The 17,138-nt window shown below is 31.6% G+C and carries 16 protein-coding genes; 4 read left to right on the forward strand and 12 right to left on the reverse strand.

Annotated features, from left to right (window positions below; genetic code table 11):
• Positions 1-12: 12 nt before the first annotated feature.
• Positions 13-1,560, reverse strand: coding sequence for a peptide MFS transporter (locus tag P2G10_RS00265; protein ID WP_275314687.1), 1,548 nt, complete (start codon positions 1,558-1,560; stop codon positions 13-15).
• 190 nt (positions 1,561-1,750) lie between these two features.
• Here P2G10_RS00265 and P2G10_RS00270 point away from each other — a divergent pair, with 190 nt between their 5' ends.
• Genes P2G10_RS00270 through P2G10_RS00285 form a run of 4 tightly spaced genes read left to right on the forward strand, consistent with a single transcriptional unit; the run spans position 1,751 to position 6,848 of the window.
• Positions 1,751-2,431, forward strand: a complete 681-nt coding sequence (locus tag P2G10_RS00270; RefSeq protein ID WP_218772966.1) for a TetR/AcrR family transcriptional regulator — start codon at positions 1,751-1,753, stop codon at positions 2,429-2,431.
• Positions 2,421-4,085, forward strand: coding sequence for a peptidase domain-containing ABC transporter (locus P2G10_RS00275; RefSeq protein ID WP_275314690.1), 1,665 nt, complete (start codon positions 2,421-2,423; stop codon positions 4,083-4,085). Before P2G10_RS00270 ends, P2G10_RS00275 begins: the two co-directional genes overlap by 11 nt.
• Positions 4,086-4,095: 10 nt before the next feature.
• Positions 4,096-5,451, forward strand: coding sequence for an HlyD family secretion protein (locus P2G10_RS00280; RefSeq protein ID WP_275314691.1), 1,356 nt, complete (start codon positions 4,096-4,098; stop codon positions 5,449-5,451).
• Positions 5,451-6,848: a TolC family protein gene (locus P2G10_RS00285; RefSeq protein WP_275314693.1), complete on the forward strand. Its 1,398-nt coding sequence runs from the start codon at positions 5,451-5,453 to the stop codon at positions 6,846-6,848. The genes P2G10_RS00280 and P2G10_RS00285 overlap by 1 nt, the downstream gene beginning before the upstream one ends.
• On the opposite strand, the gene P2G10_RS00290 is transcribed toward P2G10_RS00285, so the two are convergent.
• The 11 genes from P2G10_RS00290 to kynU form a co-directional block, all read right to left on the reverse strand.
• The gene (locus P2G10_RS00290) at positions 6,849-7,949 is read right to left on the reverse strand and encodes a hypothetical protein (protein ID WP_275314695.1); all 1,101 of its coding nucleotides are present in this window, start codon (positions 7,947-7,949) and stop codon (positions 6,849-6,851) included.
• Between the two features lies 1 nt (position 7,950).
• Positions 7,951-9,036: an amidohydrolase family protein gene (locus P2G10_RS00295; RefSeq protein WP_275314697.1), complete on the reverse strand. Its 1,086-nt coding sequence runs from the start codon at positions 9,034-9,036 to the stop codon at positions 7,951-7,953.
• 115 nt (positions 9,037-9,151) lie between these two features.
• A complete protein-coding gene (locus P2G10_RS00300; RefSeq protein ID WP_218772972.1) occupies positions 9,152-9,679 on the reverse strand; it encodes a 3-hydroxyanthranilate 3,4-dioxygenase in 528 nt (175 codons plus the stop codon).
• Positions 9,680-10,083: 404 nt separating this feature from the next.
• A complete protein-coding gene (locus P2G10_RS00305) occupies positions 10,084-10,860 on the reverse strand; it encodes an SDR family oxidoreductase (protein WP_218772973.1) in 777 nt (258 codons plus the stop codon).
• Positions 10,861-10,979: 119 nt separating this feature from the next.
• Entirely contained in the window at positions 10,980-11,198 is a 219-nt protein-coding gene (locus tag P2G10_RS00310; RefSeq protein ID WP_218772974.1) for a DUF6500 family protein, read from the reverse strand.
• Positions 11,191-12,633: an aldehyde dehydrogenase gene (locus P2G10_RS00315; protein ID WP_275314700.1), complete on the reverse strand. Its 1,443-nt coding sequence runs from the start codon at positions 12,631-12,633 to the stop codon at positions 11,191-11,193. The genes P2G10_RS00310 and P2G10_RS00315 overlap by 8 nt, the downstream gene beginning before the upstream one ends.
• A gap of 17 nt (positions 12,634-12,650) precedes the next feature.
• The gene (locus P2G10_RS00320; RefSeq protein WP_218772976.1) at positions 12,651-13,043 is read right to left on the reverse strand and encodes a cupin domain-containing protein; all 393 of its coding nucleotides are present in this window, start codon (positions 13,041-13,043) and stop codon (positions 12,651-12,653) included.
• Positions 13,044-13,445, reverse strand: a complete 402-nt coding sequence (locus P2G10_RS00325) for a RidA family protein (RefSeq protein WP_275314701.1) — start codon at positions 13,443-13,445, stop codon at positions 13,044-13,046. It abuts the gene before it with no gap.
• A gap of 38 nt (positions 13,446-13,483) precedes the next feature.
• Positions 13,484-14,056, reverse strand: coding sequence for a DUF1697 domain-containing protein (locus P2G10_RS00330; protein ID WP_275314703.1), 573 nt, complete (start codon positions 14,054-14,056; stop codon positions 13,484-13,486).
• 102 nt (positions 14,057-14,158) lie between these two features.
• Positions 14,159-15,583, reverse strand: a complete 1,425-nt coding sequence (locus P2G10_RS00335; RefSeq protein WP_275314704.1) for an FAD-dependent oxidoreductase — start codon at positions 15,581-15,583, stop codon at positions 14,159-14,161.
• A 233-nt stretch (positions 15,584-15,816) separates the two neighbouring features.
• The gene (gene kynU / locus P2G10_RS00340; protein WP_275314705.1) at positions 15,817-17,079 is read right to left on the reverse strand and encodes a kynureninase; all 1,263 of its coding nucleotides are present in this window, start codon (positions 17,077-17,079) and stop codon (positions 15,817-15,819) included.
• Positions 17,080-17,138 lie beyond the last annotated feature (59 nt).

Below are 17,138 nucleotides of genomic sequence, written 5' to 3' on the forward strand. Positions count from 1 at the left end.
GTATTAATTATTTTAATGAATATTATGCATTCTTCTTTTTATTGATGATGAAAACATGATGACTAAAACCCCTACAAAAGATGCCATTACTCCGAAACTTGCATACACCGAAACATAAGAGTATAATTGCTGAAAAATAACACCTTTTTCTAAAACTACACTATTTGATAAACCTGTTATAAACTGAGTAATTTCACCAAACATACCGGTCGAAAACAGCCCTAAATCGCCTTCTGAAACAGTTGTTAGTTTTGCAATTTTCCCTGCGAAGAAATGACCATAAAAATTCGCCGAAAACCAAACTCCCATAATAAAAGAAACATATTTAATTGGCGATAATTCTGTCATTTTAGACAAACCTATTGGTGATAAAAATAACTCACCTATTGTTAGCACTAAATAACCAACAACCAAATAAAGCATTGGTGTTTTTGCAAATTCATCTACTTGATTTGCCGACATACCAAAAATAATAAAACCAAGTCCAAGAAATAATAACCCAAGTCCGAATTTAATTACCGAATTAGGATTCTTATTTATTTTACTCAAAAATGTCCATAAAATAGAAAACGGAATTGCTAACAAAATTATAAAACCCGAGTTAATACTATTGGTTCCTGCTGCGCTAATACCTACTAAATTTACATTTCTATCTGCAAAAAGCGTTAACGAACTACCTGCTTGCTCAAAAATGGCTGCGAATAATGTATATAAAACTGTAAAATACACAGCAACAAATAAACGCTGTTTTTCTGTTTTACTTACTTGTTTTAAAATATAAGCGATGTAGACAATTAAAAATACTGAAACTACCCAAACTAAATAATGCTCAAACTGATGAAATCGTATAATCAAAGCAAAAATTGGCACCGATAAAAATGCGGCAATAATAATGGCAGTTCCTTTTTTTAATCCGAAGATTGGTTCATTATACAACTCCTTATTTGTAACCAAACCTTTATCTTCAAAAGTATTATTTTTAAGACCTCTTTGAAACACAAGCAACCCTAACAACATACCAATTCCGGCTAATACAAAACCATAATGCCAACCATAAGTCTCGGCAAACCATGCACAAGCTAAAGGAGCAATTGCGCCACCAATATTTATTCCCATATAAAAAATTGTAAATCCCGCATCTCTACGCACATCTCCTTGTTCGTATAAATTACCTACAAACGAAGAAATGTTTGGCTTAAAGAATCCGTTTCCTACAATAATTAAAGCCAATGATCCATAGAAAAAAAATGGTTGCTCGAAGGTTAGTAGGAAATGACCTAATGCCATTAATACACCTCCTAATAAAATAGCTTTTCTAAAACCTAGTATTTTATCAGCAAGAATACCACCAATCATTGGTGTTACATATACGAGTGACATGTATGCCGCGTATACTCCGAATGACATTTCATCAGAATACAATAAATGCTTTGTCATATAAAGAACAAGTAGTGCTCGCATTCCGTAAAACGAAAATCGTTCCCATAGTTCAGCAAAAAATAAATATAACAATCCCTTAGGATGTCCTATAAAATCGGATGTAGATGTGTGTGTTTTCATAAAATAAATATGTTTTTACAAATGTATTTTTACACCAACCGTTTAAAAAGCTTTGTAGTTAATTGTACTAAAAAATAAGTGTTTGTGAGTTTTTGTTATTGACAATAATATCAATTTTAAAATAAAATAACATATATACTTTCTTTTATAATAGTATTACTATTATATTTGCATGTGTAAATATTATTTTATGAAAAGTTTATTAGCTAATATTAAAATTGAAATTCCTTGTGGAATTTATATCAAAGACCCTGAAACATCTGATTTAGGGAAAAGAATTGTAGAAAACAGTATTAAGTTAATAGAAGAGGTTGGTTTTGAAAACTTTACTTTTAAAAAGTTGGGAAAATTAATTGGTTCTAATGAAAGCTCTATATACAGGTATTTTGAAAGTAAACATAAGCTTTTAGTTTACTTAACTTCATGGTATTGGGGTTGGGTACAATATCAATTAGTAATAGAAACTTATAGCATAAATGATCCGAAAGAAAAATTAGTTAAAGCCATAAGTATAGTTACTAAAACAACAGAACAAGACAGTAACTTTTCACATATAAATGAAATTTTACTAAATTTAATTGTAATTAATGAAAACTCTAAATCATATTCTACAAAAGAAGTAGACTCAGAAAATAAAGAAGGTTTCTTTAAACTATATAAAGAAGTAGTAAAGCGTTTCGCCGATATTGTTACCAATTATAAGAACTCTTATCAACATCCTTTAACATTGGCTAGCACTGTTATTGAAGGCGCTCTACATCAGCAATTTATTAAGCAACATTTTAAGTCATTAACTAATTGTAATGATACTATTTCTATTACTTCATTTTTTCTTAATCTAACATTAAATACTCTTTCAAATGACAGATAATAACCCATTAACTCCTTGGCAACGTTTTTTAGGCCTTTTAAAACTAGAGAGAAAAGATGTTTTACAAATATCATACTATGCCGTTTTTGAAGGTATCGTTGCTTTGTCACTTCCATTAGGAATACAAGCCATTATAAATTTATTACAAGGTGCTCAGGTTTCTGCTTCATGGATTGTTTTGGTAATATTGGTTACAATAGGAGTTGCTTTCAGTGGCGTTTTAAAACTAATGCAAATAAGAATTATAGAAACCATACAGCAACGTATTTTCACCAGAGCATCTATAGAGCTTAGTTATCGATTTCCTAAAATTAAAATGAGCGAGTTAAGAAATTATTATCCACCTGAATTGGCTAATCGTTTTTTTGATACACTTACAATTCAAAAAGGAATTTCAAAGATCTTAATTGATGTTCCTTCAGCATTTTTACAGATTGTTTTTGCCCTACTTTTGCTATCTTTTTATCACGCTTTTTTTATATTATTTGGTTTTCTATTATTGTTATTAATCTATATTGTCTTTAAATATACCGCAAAAATAGGTTTAGAAACAAGTTTAAATGAATCTAAAGACAAGTATAAAGTAGCACATTGGTTACAAGAAATAGCAAGAACGATTATTAGTTTTAAGTTATCAGGAAAAACAAAACATGCCTTAGAAAGAAGTGATGTATTGGTTAATGATTATTTAAACTCGAGAGAAAGTCATTTTAAAATATTAATTATTCAATATATTCAAATGATTAGTTTTAAAGTTATTATTACAGCTGGTTTATTACTTATGGGTGGTTTTTTAGTATTAAATCAACAAATGAACATTGGTCAGTTTGTTGCTGCAGAAATAATAATATTGTTAGTAATTGCTTCTGTAGAAAAACTTATTATTGGTTTAGAATCCTTTTACGATGTTCTTACGGCTATTGAAAAATTAGGCCAAGTAATAGATAAACCTATTGAAAATCAAACAGGAAGTAAGATTAGTAAGGCAACACCTTTTAAGCTTGAGATTCAGAACCTTTCATATAATGTTGATAAAAAAGATTTCGCTATTTTAAATGATATATCTTTTAATGTTAATCCAAAAGACCGAATATTAATTCAAGGTGAAAGTGGCTCTGGAAAATCGAGTTTAGTCCAATTAATTTGCGGACTTATAAAACCTACATCGGGAAATATATTTGTGAATGACTTATCATTAGAGAGCATTAAAATTAACGACTATAGAGCTAATTTAGGTTTATCTTTATCTGAAGAAACACCTTTTAAAGGAACGGTAAGAGAAAATGTAACTTTCGGTGATCTTTCAATTACGGATGATGAAATTTACTCGATATTTAATATCGTTGGTTTAACAGATTTTTTAAAACATCAGCCCAATGGTTTAGACACCCATTTAAAACCAGAAGGAAAACTTATTGGCTATACTATTTCTAAAAAAATAATTTTAGCAAGAGCTATTATTAAAAAACCTCAACTTTTAATATTAGAAGATCCTTTAGATCAACTAGAAAAACAAGAAGCCAAAAAAATTATCGATTTTATAACAAAACCATCACAAACATGGAGCTTAATTATTGTTAGCAGTAATGATAATTGGAAAGAAAAATGCAACAAGCTAATTACCCTTAAAAAAGGTATTATTGTTAATAATTAAATAAGATACAATGTTAAATATATCTAATAATTCGGTTTCTAATCAACTAAATTTATCTAATTTTAAATCAGGTAAAAAAGTATTTAGAAAAGAACATCATAAATTATTTCGAAAACTCCTTCTTTTATTTTTACTTATACTACTTGTTACGATGTTTTTACCGTGGACACAAAACGTAACTAGTTCTGGTAACGTAACTACTTTAAAACCTAACCAAAGACCACAAACATTGCAGTCTCAAATACCAGGTCGTATAGAAGAATGGTTTATTCAAGAAGGTGACTTTGTTAAAAAAGGCGATACAATATTAAGAATATCGGAAATAAAAAGTGACTATTTCGATCTTAAACTTGCAGAAAGAACAGGAAGTCAATTAAACTCTAAAAATCTTTCAGGTGAATCTTATACTAATAAAATAGCAGCATTAAAAAGACAAATTAATGCTTTAAAAGATGAACGAGGATTAAAATTACAACAAGCCAAAAACAAACTACAACAAGCTTATTTAAAGGTTAAAAGTGATAGCATCGATTTAGAAACTATTGTTATAAAACAAGGCATTGCTAAAATTCAATACGACAGAACACTTACTTTACAAGAAGAGGGCTTAAAAGCTGTTAAAGAGGTAGAAGAAAAGAGAGCTAAGCTTCAAGAATATACCGCAAAAGTTATCTCTCAAAAAAACAAGTTTTTAACATCTAAAAATAATATTATTAACGCAAAACTTACCATTTCAAGCATTGGAGCTTCTTATATGGATAAGCTTTCTAAGGCTGAAAGTAGTTTATATTCAGCCGAATCAGGAGCTTATGAAACAGCAATACAAGTTTCTAAATTAGAGACAAGTTTAGCGAATTACAACAAAAGAAACTCTTTGTTATACGTTACGGCACCACAAGATGGCTACATAAACAAAGCTATAAAATCTGGTATAGGAGAAACCTTTAAAGAAGGCGAGCAATTGGTAAATATTATGCCTGCCGTATACGACTTGGCTGTAGAAATGTATATAAAACCGATTGATTTACCACTGATACATATTAACGAAAAAGTTCGTGTTCAGTTCGATGGTTGGCCTGCTTTAGTTTTTAGTGGCTGGCCAAACATGTCTACCGGAACGTATGAAGCAAAAATAATTGCTATCGAAAATTTTATTAGTAATAATGGTAAATACCGAGTTTTAATTGCTCCAAACAACGAACTAGAACCTTGGCCAAAAGCAATTAGAATTGGTTCGGGTGCAAAAACAATAGCTTTATTAGAAAATGTACCGATTTGGTATGAATTATGGAGACAAGTTAACAGCTTTCCTCCTAATTTTTATCAACCAGAAAATACTAAAAACAGTTCAAACAAAAAGAAATAATGAAAAAATTACCCTTTTTATATCTATTTATAAGCTTTATTTCTTTTTCTCAAAATAAACCGATCAACACACTTTCTTTAGAGGAAAGTTTGGGTTATGTAAAAAAACACCATCCTGTTTTAAAACAGGCTAAACTTATTACAAATACAAACGAAGCTAAATTAATGAAAGCGCGTGGTGCTTTTGATCCTAAAATAGCAATTGACTATGATAGAAAAGAATTTAAGGATACCGATTACTACAAAAATTTAACCTCAACATTTAAAATACCAACTTGGTACGGAATTGAATTAAAAGCTAGTTATGAAAACAATTCAGGTCAATTTTTAAATCCACAATCTAAAACCCCTAAAAATGGATTATACAATGTTGGAGTCGCTATTCCGTTAGCCAAAAACTTATTTATTAATAAAAGAATGGCTACTTTAAAACAAGCTAAACTGTATGCCAAACAAGGTAAACTAGAACAACAACTTCTTATAAATACCATTTTATTTAATGCTATTGATTCTTATTTAAACTGGACTTTGTATTACCAACAACATACTATTTATAAGGATTATTATACCAATGCACAGGTGCGGTTAAAAAACGTAATTACCAGTTTTAAAGCTGGTGATAAAGCTGCGGTAGATACTTTAGAAGCTAGTATTAATTTAAAAAGCAGAAAGTTAGATTTAGAAAAAGCCAATATCAAATACATAAAATCGAAATTAGAGTTTTCTAATTATTTATGGATTGATACTAATATTCCGATGGAATTAAAAGATGAGATGATACCTGATGTTACAACTTTTAGCAAGATGGATGTACTTTTAAAATCGACAGCAAATGCCATTGTTCAGAATAATTTAAATGATCATCCTAAAGTAAAATTATTAGAATTAAAGAGAAGAAACCTTGAAATCAACAAACAATTAAAGGTAAATAACTTACTTCCTAAAATTGATTTTCAATACAATTTACTAAGCTCTAAAATAGATAATTTAGATGCTTTTAATGTGTCTAACTATAAAAACTCACTGCAAGTTAGTGTTCCTTTATTTTTAAGAAAATCTCGCGGAGAATTAAAATTAGCGAAACTTAAATTACAAGATTTAAATTTTGAAATATCATCTACAAAAACAAGTTTACAAAATAAAATTAATGCTACAAGGCAACAAATAGTTTCGTACGAAAAGCAAAAGAATATATTAGAAGACTTAGTTAACGGTTATCAAAAAATTGTTAAAAGCGAAGAAAGAAAATTTTCATTAGGAGAAAGTTCGCTTTTTCTAATTAATTACCGCGAAGTAAAATTAATCGAAAGCAATTTAAAAGAAGTAAAAAATAACTATGAATACGCCAAAACAAAAAGTACTCTTATTCAGTTACTAGGGCAGCTAAATACGTTATAATTATTCTTTATATTCCTTTAACAAAGCTTCGTCAATAAAAATATGTTCAGGTAAAACTCGCAAACGATATTTACTTTCACCTATAAATGTGATTAAATCTTTGCGCTCTAATCGATCATTTTCTTCTAACTGAAGTATCGAGTTTATATTATCAACGATTCTCGTTAAATAGGTTTGACTCTTAATCTCTCCTCCCGAATTTACCACAATCGATTGGTTTGTAGCTTCCGAAAACTTTCGGCGATAGGCAAAATTTAATAAGTTTTTGTACTGTGTTGTTTTAGAACCAAAATCGATTTTTTCTTCATAAATACCTTTAGATGGCACACTTAATTGAATTAAAGACCAATCTAAAAATTTAATTCGAATCTCATTAGGCTTTGGTGTATGTGCTAATTGAATTACCCAACTTGTTGCCAATACTAAAAAGACAGAAACCAAAGAGGTTTTGGCGATAATACGAATCATAAGATTTACAAAATCATTATCTAAACCAACAAAAACATCATATAATTGTGACAAGAATAATAGCGAAATTACAACCACTGAAATAATCGCTACCAACTTTAAATCTCGATGCATAAAAGTTCTAAAAAAAGAAACTCCCATTAAATAACACAAAAAAGTAGTTAGCAAAACATCCGGAATTGCAGCTATTTTTACACCGTAATAAACCTCATTACCTACAAAAAAGGATAATAACATTGTTAGTGAAGCTACCGCCACGATTATAATGCCTATAATTTTTACATTCTTTTCATTCTGATAAATAAATTTTGGTGCATCGTGCACATAATACAAAGCCAATAACCAAAATAAATTATTAATGGTAGATAAAATATTTACTCCTATTTGATAGCTGGTTGTTTCTGTATAACTAAAATAGCCCGCAACATAAGCCCAAATACCAGAAACTACCCAAACTAACATTCCAAAACTTAAATACAACAAGCCTTTATCTACACGCTTTATTGTGTTTCCTTCTTCTAATACTTGTTTAAATCTATTTCTAATATTATAATAAATTGCTAACAGTAATATTGCACCAATAAAGGAAATAAAAATGTGTGATACATTATGAAATTGAGTAACATCAGACATCTTACTTCAAAATTTTCGAAATCAAATCTTGTTTCGCTTTTTCATCATCACCAAACAACCAATGTAACGTATTATCTTCCCAAATTTCATGGTATTGTTTTTCATTGATAATATCTCTCTCTATCGCTAAATCTAACAATTTCCCTGGATACGAAGATTGTGCATCGCTTTCCATTTCTCCTAACGGATACGGATCATCTAAGCCCATAATTACCTGATTTGATCCCTGACGATCTATCATTAACTTCAATGAATCGGTATCATGAACCAAGGTGTCAAAAAAGATATTTGGATGTCCAACTGCTTTTCTAGGATGTGTTTTTCCTTCAAATAAATCAGGTCTACCATCAAATCCTTGAATACGACGTCCTAAATTCATTTGTGCTAATTGACCTCCATGCGCAAAACAAGTTCTGATATTAGGAAAACGCTCTTGCATACCGTTTAAAGTATAAAAATGATACGCGTCACCACATTGTGCCAACATCCAAATTAAATGAAAACGCCAATTGGTGTTTTCTAACTTTATCATTTTATCTCCGTCATACGGATGAATTTCAATTGCCAATTTATATTTATCTGCCAATTCGAAAATAGCATCATTTTCTTTATCAAAAACACAACGCCATTGCCCAATAGAATCCATAAAATGCGTTGGCAAACACAATACTCTTAACCCTAACTCTTCTACGCAACGCTTCATTTCCCACAAAGCACCCTGAATAAAACCAGGATGTACCACAAAACCACAAGTAAATTTCCCCGGATGATCGTGCTGTACTTTTGCATTAAAATCATTCTGAAAACGCAAAGCTTTTTTCATTTCCTCCAAACGCAAACCATTTCCATAGAGTTGAGACAAATTTAAAACTACTGCATGATCTAACTTGTTTTTTTCCATCCAACGTAGTTTCTCATCCAAGAAAAAACTAGAATCTGTTACCGGTCGTTTCCAACCTTTTTGTAACATGTGTTTGCGCTCATCATCTACCCAAAAAATTTCTTTTTCCCTCATAAAAGCGGGTATTTGCTCTGGGTATGGTAATAAATGTGAATGTCCGTTTATGCGTAGTTTTCTTTTAGTCATCTTTCTGAATTAATTTCAGTGTTATGATGTCATTGCGAAGAAAGCTTTTCACTTGCTGTAGCAATCTAATTATCAATAAAAAGATTACTTCGTTCCTCGTAATGACGATAGTATTTTATTTAATCTTCTTTGGAGCTTCCATTGTTGTTCCACAATTAGAACAAGTACATTTCTGTTTATCAGAATAATATGTATCGAAAATAATAGGCATATCTGTTTCGATATTATCTAGTGCAAATTCTTCCCTGTATAACTGATTTCCACAGTTTTCACAATACCATTCTAACGCATCTAACATTCCTTCCGAACGCGGATATTCAATTACTAAACCAACTGTATTTTCTTTACGTTGCGGTGAATGTGGCACTTTTCCTGGCAATAAATAAATATCACCTTCATTAATTTCAACATCTATCAATGTACCTTTATCATCTATGATTTTTAAAATCATATCCCCTTCAACCTGATAGAAAAATTCAGGTGTTTCATTATAATGGTAATCTTTTCTATTATTTGGGCCACCAACAACCATAACAATATATTCACCGTTATCCCAAACCTGTTTGTTACCAACTGGCGGCTTTAATAAATGACGGTTTTCATCAATCCACTTTTTAAAATTTAAAGGCTGTACTAAACTCATATCTCTATTTTTTTGGCGTTCCCTAAAGGTCGGGCTTTTCGCTGTATCTTTTTATGTCATTGCAAAGAAAATTTTTATCTTTCTATGATATCATCTAATCTTCAAAGAGATTACTTCGTTTCACTCGTAATGACGCCGTTTTATTAACTTATAAAAAGGATGCCGCTGCAATCCCTAACGCTAAATTTGGTTTCTAAATTACAAACTTGTTATCTCTTTATAAATAATCCTTCAATTCGCTTATATAATAAACCTCAGCAAACAAGTTTAGCCCTGATTGAGTGGTTTGTTTGAGCTGTTTTTTGCTGTTAGTTCGAGTAAATTTGTAAAGTATGAACAAATTTGTATCGAGAACAGCAGCAAAAAAAGCGAGTAACGAAAGCAGGAAATAGCTTCTAAAAAAATTACAAACTCTTTGTTCTACCTCCATCAACCGGAACGTTAATTCCGTTAATAAAACTTGCTTTTTCACTTGCTAAAAACACAATTGCATTGGCAATTTCTTCTGGCTTTGCAAAACGTTTTGCTGGTGAAGCATTCATCATGTTTTCTGAAACCACCTCAACAGACATTCCTGTTTTAGCTGCTTTATTATTTATAATTTCTTTTAAACGCTCAGTTCCTGTTGCACCTGGTAACACGTTATTTACAGTAATATTAAACTGTCCCAGTTCGTTTGCCAATGTTTTAGACCAACTCGCAACGGCTCCACGAATAGTATTCGACACTCCCAAGCCGTCTAAAGGTTGTTTTACTGAAGTAGAAATCACATTAATTACCCTACCAAAACCTGCTTCTTTCATAAACGGAACCACCGCTTGCACTAATACATGATTGCATTTTAAATGTTGAGTAAATGCAAGTTCAAACTCATCTAATTGCGCATTAAATACCGGTCCTCCTGCTGGGCCACCTGTATTGTTTACCAAAATGTGAAAATTTAAATCACTTGCTTCAATCTTTTCTTTTAATTCTGATGGATTCGAAAAGTCAGCAACAATATAATTGTGATTTTGGTTGTTATTTGGCAATTCTGCCAAAACGGCTTTCAACTTTTCTTCGTTACGAGCAATTAACGTTACGTTTACACCTTCTGATGCCAACCCTATTGCCGATGCTTTTCCTATTCCTTGTGTGCTTCCGCAAACCAAGGCGTTTTTATTTTGTATGTTTAAATTCATTTTTTTCTATTATATTATAGTTGTCAGATCGAGCGCAGTCGAGAACCATTTATAGTTGATTTTTAATAACCTCTCGACTGCGCTCGAGGTGACAAATCTATTGCCAATTTTTTTATTTTCTAATTGTTATTCTGGATCATTGTTTTAATTTTAACCGCTTTTTCAAAGTGATCTAACTCATGAGTTTCAATCCACCATTTTGCGACTTCCATCAATAATTTCGGATTGTCATTTTTATTTTTAAAAAACGCATAAAAAGATACCCCTACATTGGTTCCTTTTTTTGTAATCTTCTCATCACAAACATCAATAATTTTTTGTTGTATTTCTTTATTCATAACTAATACAAATATTTTTAGGTTCTGTAAAAAAACGCAAGGCTTCAAAACCACCTTCACGCCCTACTCCGCTTTCTTTTTGGCCGCCAAAAGGCGTTCTTAAATCTCGTAATAACCATGTATTTACCCATACAATTCCTGCATGAACTTGTTTTGATATTTGCATGGTTCTGTTTAAGTTATTCGTCCAAAGTGTAGCTGACAATCCGTATTTTACATCATTTGCCAAACGCAAAGCTTCTGCATCTGTTTTAAACGGCATTATGGTAACCACAGGCCCGAAAATCTCTTCTTGATTCAGCCTGCATTTATTATCGGAAACCTCAATAATTGTTGGTTGTAAATAGTATCCATTTTCACTGTCTGTGACAGTAACATTTTTCCCTCCAAAAAGGATTTTTCCGCCTTCTTGCTCGGCGATATCAATATATGATTTTACTTTTTCTAAATGTTGTTTAGAAACTAATGCGCCTATATTTGTATCTACTTCGGATGGATTACCAACTTTTAATTCGGATACTTTTTGAATAAAATCTTTTTTAAATTTCTCATAGATTTTCTCCTCTACAAAAATTCTACTTCCGCATAAACAAATCTGACCTTGATTGACAAATGAAGAGCGAACCGTAGTATTTAACATCTTTTCGTAATCGCAATCAGCAAAAATTAAATTCGGATTCTTACCTCCTAATTCTAATGATAGTTTCTTAAACATTGGTGCCGCCACTCGTGCAATGTGTGCCCCTGTAGCCGTGCCGCCTGTAAAAGAAATTGCTTTAATATTCGGGTGCTCTACAATTGCTTGCCCTGTGGTGGTTCCCAATCCGTGAACAATATTTAAAACACCTTTCGGGAGACCTGCCTCCGTACAAATCTCACCCAATAAATAAGCAGTCATTGGCGTTACTTCGCTTGGTTTTGCAACAACGCAATTTCCTGCAGCAATTGCCGGAGCTATTTTCCAAGTAAATAAATACAACGGTAAATTCCACGGAGAAATACAACCTACTACTCCGATTGGCTGACGCATTGTAAAATTCATCGCATTTAAACCAACACTTTCATGCGCTTCGGATGAAAACTGCGTAATTGCATTTGCAAAAAACTGAAAATTACTTGACGCTCTCGGAATATCTATCTGAGTAGCTAAGCTTACTGGTTTTCCGTTATCTTTAGATTCTGCTGCTGCTAAAAAAGATAACTTTTCTTTTATCAATGTTGCAATCTTTGATAAGATGTTACTTCTCTCATCTAAAGATGTATTTGACCAACTAGGAAAAGCATCTGCTGCTGCTTTATAAGCTAACTCAACATCTTCTTTTGTTGAATTCGGAATTTGAGAATATACTTCTCCATTTGATGGATTGTAATTATCAATCCATCTGTCAGCAACAGAAGAAATGAGTTTACCGTTTATGTAGTTTTGTATATTCACTTTATTTTTTTATTAATCTATTTATATTCAATAATTAAAAAAACGGCAGTTTCATCACCTATATTTAAAACTTCGTGTGATGATCTCTCATCTTTTGAAAAACTAGAACCTGTTGGCACATTAACTTCTCTAGTCCCTTTAGCATCTTTAATTTTAAATCTACTTCCAGCCAGCGTATAACCAAAATGTTTGTTATGATAATGTTTCTCATGGCCAACTCCCGGTGGAAAAGTACATTTTAACACTCTTAATTCAGCATTATCTTTTAACACTTCACAAACCTTTTCTCCTTTCCAACCAGCTTCTAAAGGATCTGGAAGCGTAGTTTTAGGCTTACATGATGATAAACCAATAATTAAAAAACAAAAAACTATCTTTTTTATATGGATACTTCTTTTTAATATAACCATCTATTGTTTTTTATACGCCATTACTTTAATCTCCACTACTAAATCTGGATGTGGTAATTGATGTACAGCAACTGTTGTACGTGTTGGGCCTGTTTCTTTCTCAAAAAACTCTCCGTAGGCTTTATTATAACCTGCAAAATCATTCATGTTTACCAAAAAAGAAGTTACATCAACCACGTCTTTAATACTTGCCCCAACGGTTTGTAATGTCTTATCGATATTCTTTAAAACTTCGCGTGTTTGTATTTCTGCATCTAACTTTTTAGTATTCATTTCGTCAATCAACTTCACACCTGCTATCGTATTGTCTGAACGCCTTGAGCTTGTTCCCGAAACAAAAATAAAATCTCCCACAACTTTTACATGTGGATATGCGCCTCTTGGTGTTACTTTTTTTTCCATACTTACTTTTTGTCTGGTCGAGCGCAGTCGAGACCTTTTTATATCTTTATTTTAAAAACCTCTCGACTGCGCTCGAGGTGAAATTTTAGTTGTTTTTCTGCCAACTCCAACAACTTAAGTGTTGTTCTTAAATTCCGCGTTGTTGCAATTGCATTAAGCTTTTTCTCTATAAGATTATTTGTCAACTTTGCTTTACCAAAACCTGTCGGACAATATAAGTACACAACATCATTATCTATTTTGCACTTATCTTCTTCTATATTCTTAACTACAATTTCAGATATTTCTGTTTTTCTATCTAAGAATGTAAAGGCTACTATTTTTTCATTTTCAAGTGAAAAAGGATAGTTATTAATCGCTTTTTTCCATTCAGAAACTGTTCTAATAATCACAGGAACATCGTAACCGAATTCATCAAAAATTCCGTCTTTTATCTTTTTACAGATTGTTCTTTTATTTTCATCAGATTCTAAAATAATATTCCCACTCTGAATATACGTTTGTATATTTTGAAACTGTAAATCGTTTAATAACTCACGTAAATCTAACATCGGGAGTTTATTTTTTCCCGATACATTTATTCCGCGTAGTAAAACAATGTACTTTTTCATTTTTATTTTTTTAACCTCTCGACTGCGCTCGAGGAGACACATTTTATTTGATTTTACTTTTTTCTTCCTCTCGATTGCGCCCGAGGAGACATTTTAATTTATTTACAATCCTGCTATTTTATCCTCTTCTAAAATATCGTTTGTTTCTTCCTTTACCTTTTCTAAAATAACCTTTAACTCTTCTTTTGTCATATTTAAATGCGTGTGAACTTCATCATCTACAATTAAATTTAATAAAGCTTTGTCTTGCGCTCTTCCTCGTTTCATAGCTTCATTATAACTAATTTCTTCGTTAAAAGTTACCAATGAATATTTAGAAAAATATTGATCCGGGAAATTTTTCTCTAAATCTTTTTCTATTTTTTGTTTTTCTTTAAATAACGGGTTCGCCACATGATCTTTCATTTCATGAAAATTATCAATTGCTAAATCGGCAATTGCATCTGTATCTTGTTTTCTTGCTTTTTCGTACCTTTTAAAAACTGTTTCCCAATCACTTATTTCTTCATCATCTTCGAAACTATTTAGTATCTCATCAAAAACAGTAACATCTTCAAAAGAAGCATTCATTCCTTGTCCGTAAAACGGAACAATTGCATGCGCTGCATCTCCCAATAAAATTGTTTTATTTTTATAATGCCACGGCGAACATTTTACGGTTCCTAACGCTCCTGTTGGATTGTTTAAAAACTCGTCTTTTATACTTGGTATTAAGGCTAAAGCATCTGGAAATTGCTCTTCAAAAAAGGTTGTTATTTTTTCTTCGGATGTTAAATTGTTAAAATTATATTCGCCTTCATCATAACTTAAAAACAAGGTTACTGTAAAACTTCCATCCATATTTGGTAAGGCTATTAACATATACTCACCACGAGGCCAAATATGTAAATGATCTTTACTTATTTGATGTTTACCTACTTTATCAGCAGGAATTTCCAATTCTTTATATCCGTGAGATAAATAATTTTGTGAATAGCTAAATAAAAATTTACGCTCTAAGTAATAGTTTTTTCTCAAAATTGAACCAGCTCCGTCGGCACCAAAAATCACATCCGAGTTCACAGAAAACTCTTCTTTTGTAATATAGTCTTTAAAATGTGCAATTGTATTTTCAATATCAACCGATGCACATTTTTTATTAAAATGAATCGTTACATTTTCATGCTTTTCTGCTTCTGTTAACAGAATACCATTTAAATCGCCTCGTGAAATTGAATTGATATACTCTCCTTCTCTTCCTGAGTAATTAGATGCAAATGTATTTCCTTTAATATCATGCATTAATCGACCATACATGGGAATACAAATTTCTTTAGCTTTTTCTTCAACACCCGCTAAGCGCAATGCTTTAAATCCGCGATCTGACAATGCTAAATTTATGGATCTTCCTGCAGAAATATCTGTAGTTCTTAAATCTGGTCTGCTTTCATAAACGGTAACTTTAAAGCCTCTTTGAGCTAAACGTAAAGCCAATAAACTTCCGCATAAACCTGCACCTATTATTAGTATGTTATCTTTTTTATTCATTTTATATTCGTGTCAGTTCGAGCGCAGTCGAGAACTAGTTAAAACCTCTCGACTGCGCTCGAGGGGACATTATATCTATATTGTAAATTATTATTTAACCATTTTATATAGCAATACTTTTCCTGAAAAAACATTAACGCTGAGACTTCAATAATCCCCATTTTTTTCTCACTAAGACGCTGCCTAGAATTAATAAACACCTCTCGACTTCGATAGAGGAGGTCTTTTTAGTTTTACAGCAACCCTTTTAATATTGAAACCATTTTATAGACATCTTCAAAAGAATTATACATTGGCACAGGTGCACAACGTATAACATCAGGCTCTCGCCAATCGGTAATAATATTGTTTTCTGTTAGTTTTTTATGTAAATTTTTATCCGCATTTTTTACCTGAACAGACAACTGACAACCTCTTTCTTTTGGATTTGAAGGTGTAATAATCTTAATACTATCAGAAGCTATTTGATTGATTAAAAACTCAAAATATCCTGTTAATTTTTCTGATTTCTCACGCAAAGCTTCCATACCAACCTCAGCAAACATATCAAGCGAAGCTTTAATTGCCGTCATTGATAATATTGGCGGGTTAGATAATTGCCATCCTTCGGCACCTGGCATTACATCAAAAGGTTGACGCATGTTAAATCGTGTATCTTTATTATGATTCCACCATCCAGAAAAACGTGGTAACTCTTTATTCTCTGCATGTTTTTCATGCACGAACAATCCCCCTAAACTTCCTGGACCAGAATTTAAATATTTATAAGTACACCAAGCTGCAAAATCTACTCCCGAATCATGTAATTCTGGAGAAATATTTCCTGCTCCGTGTGCTAAATCAATCCCTACAAAACACTCTTTTGAATGCCCTATTTCAGCTATTCTTTTTAAATCTAAATATTGACCGGTGTAATAATTTACGCCACCGATTAATAACAACGCAATCTCATCCCCTTGTTTGGCTACAATCGTTTCCAAATCTTCAATATTTAATAATTCCTCTCCTGCTCTAGGTTTCCACTCTATCAATCCCTCTTCTACATCAAATCCGTGAAATTTTAATTGCGATTGTACTGCATATCTATCCGAAGGAAAAGCATCAGACTCAATTACAATTTTATATTTCTTTTTTGTAGGCTGATAAAAAGACACCATTAAGAGATGTAAATTTGTTGTTAAAGTGTTCATCACAACAACTTCTAATGGTTTTGCGCCCACTATTTCTGCCATATTCGCTGTTAAAAGCTCGTGATATGACAACCAAGGATTCTTGGCTTCAAAATGGCCTTCTACACCATAATTAGCCCAATCATCTAATTCTTGTTGAATATATTTTTGTGTACTTTTAGGTTGTAATCCTAATGAATTCCCTGTAAAATACAACCAATCTTTTCCTTCTTTATCTTTCGGTATATGAAATTGACTACGCAAATGCGCTAACTTATCTTCTTTATCTTGTTGCTGTGCGTATTCTAAGGTATTTATATATGTCATTATTAAAACTAAAAAAATGATTGTTTTTCAAATATAAAACAATCATTTTTTAGATAATA

Origin of the sequence: Tenacibaculum bernardetii (assembly GCF_029125915.1) — a bacterium.
GTDB lineage: Bacteria > Bacteroidota > Bacteroidia > Flavobacteriales > Flavobacteriaceae > Polaribacter > Polaribacter bernardetii.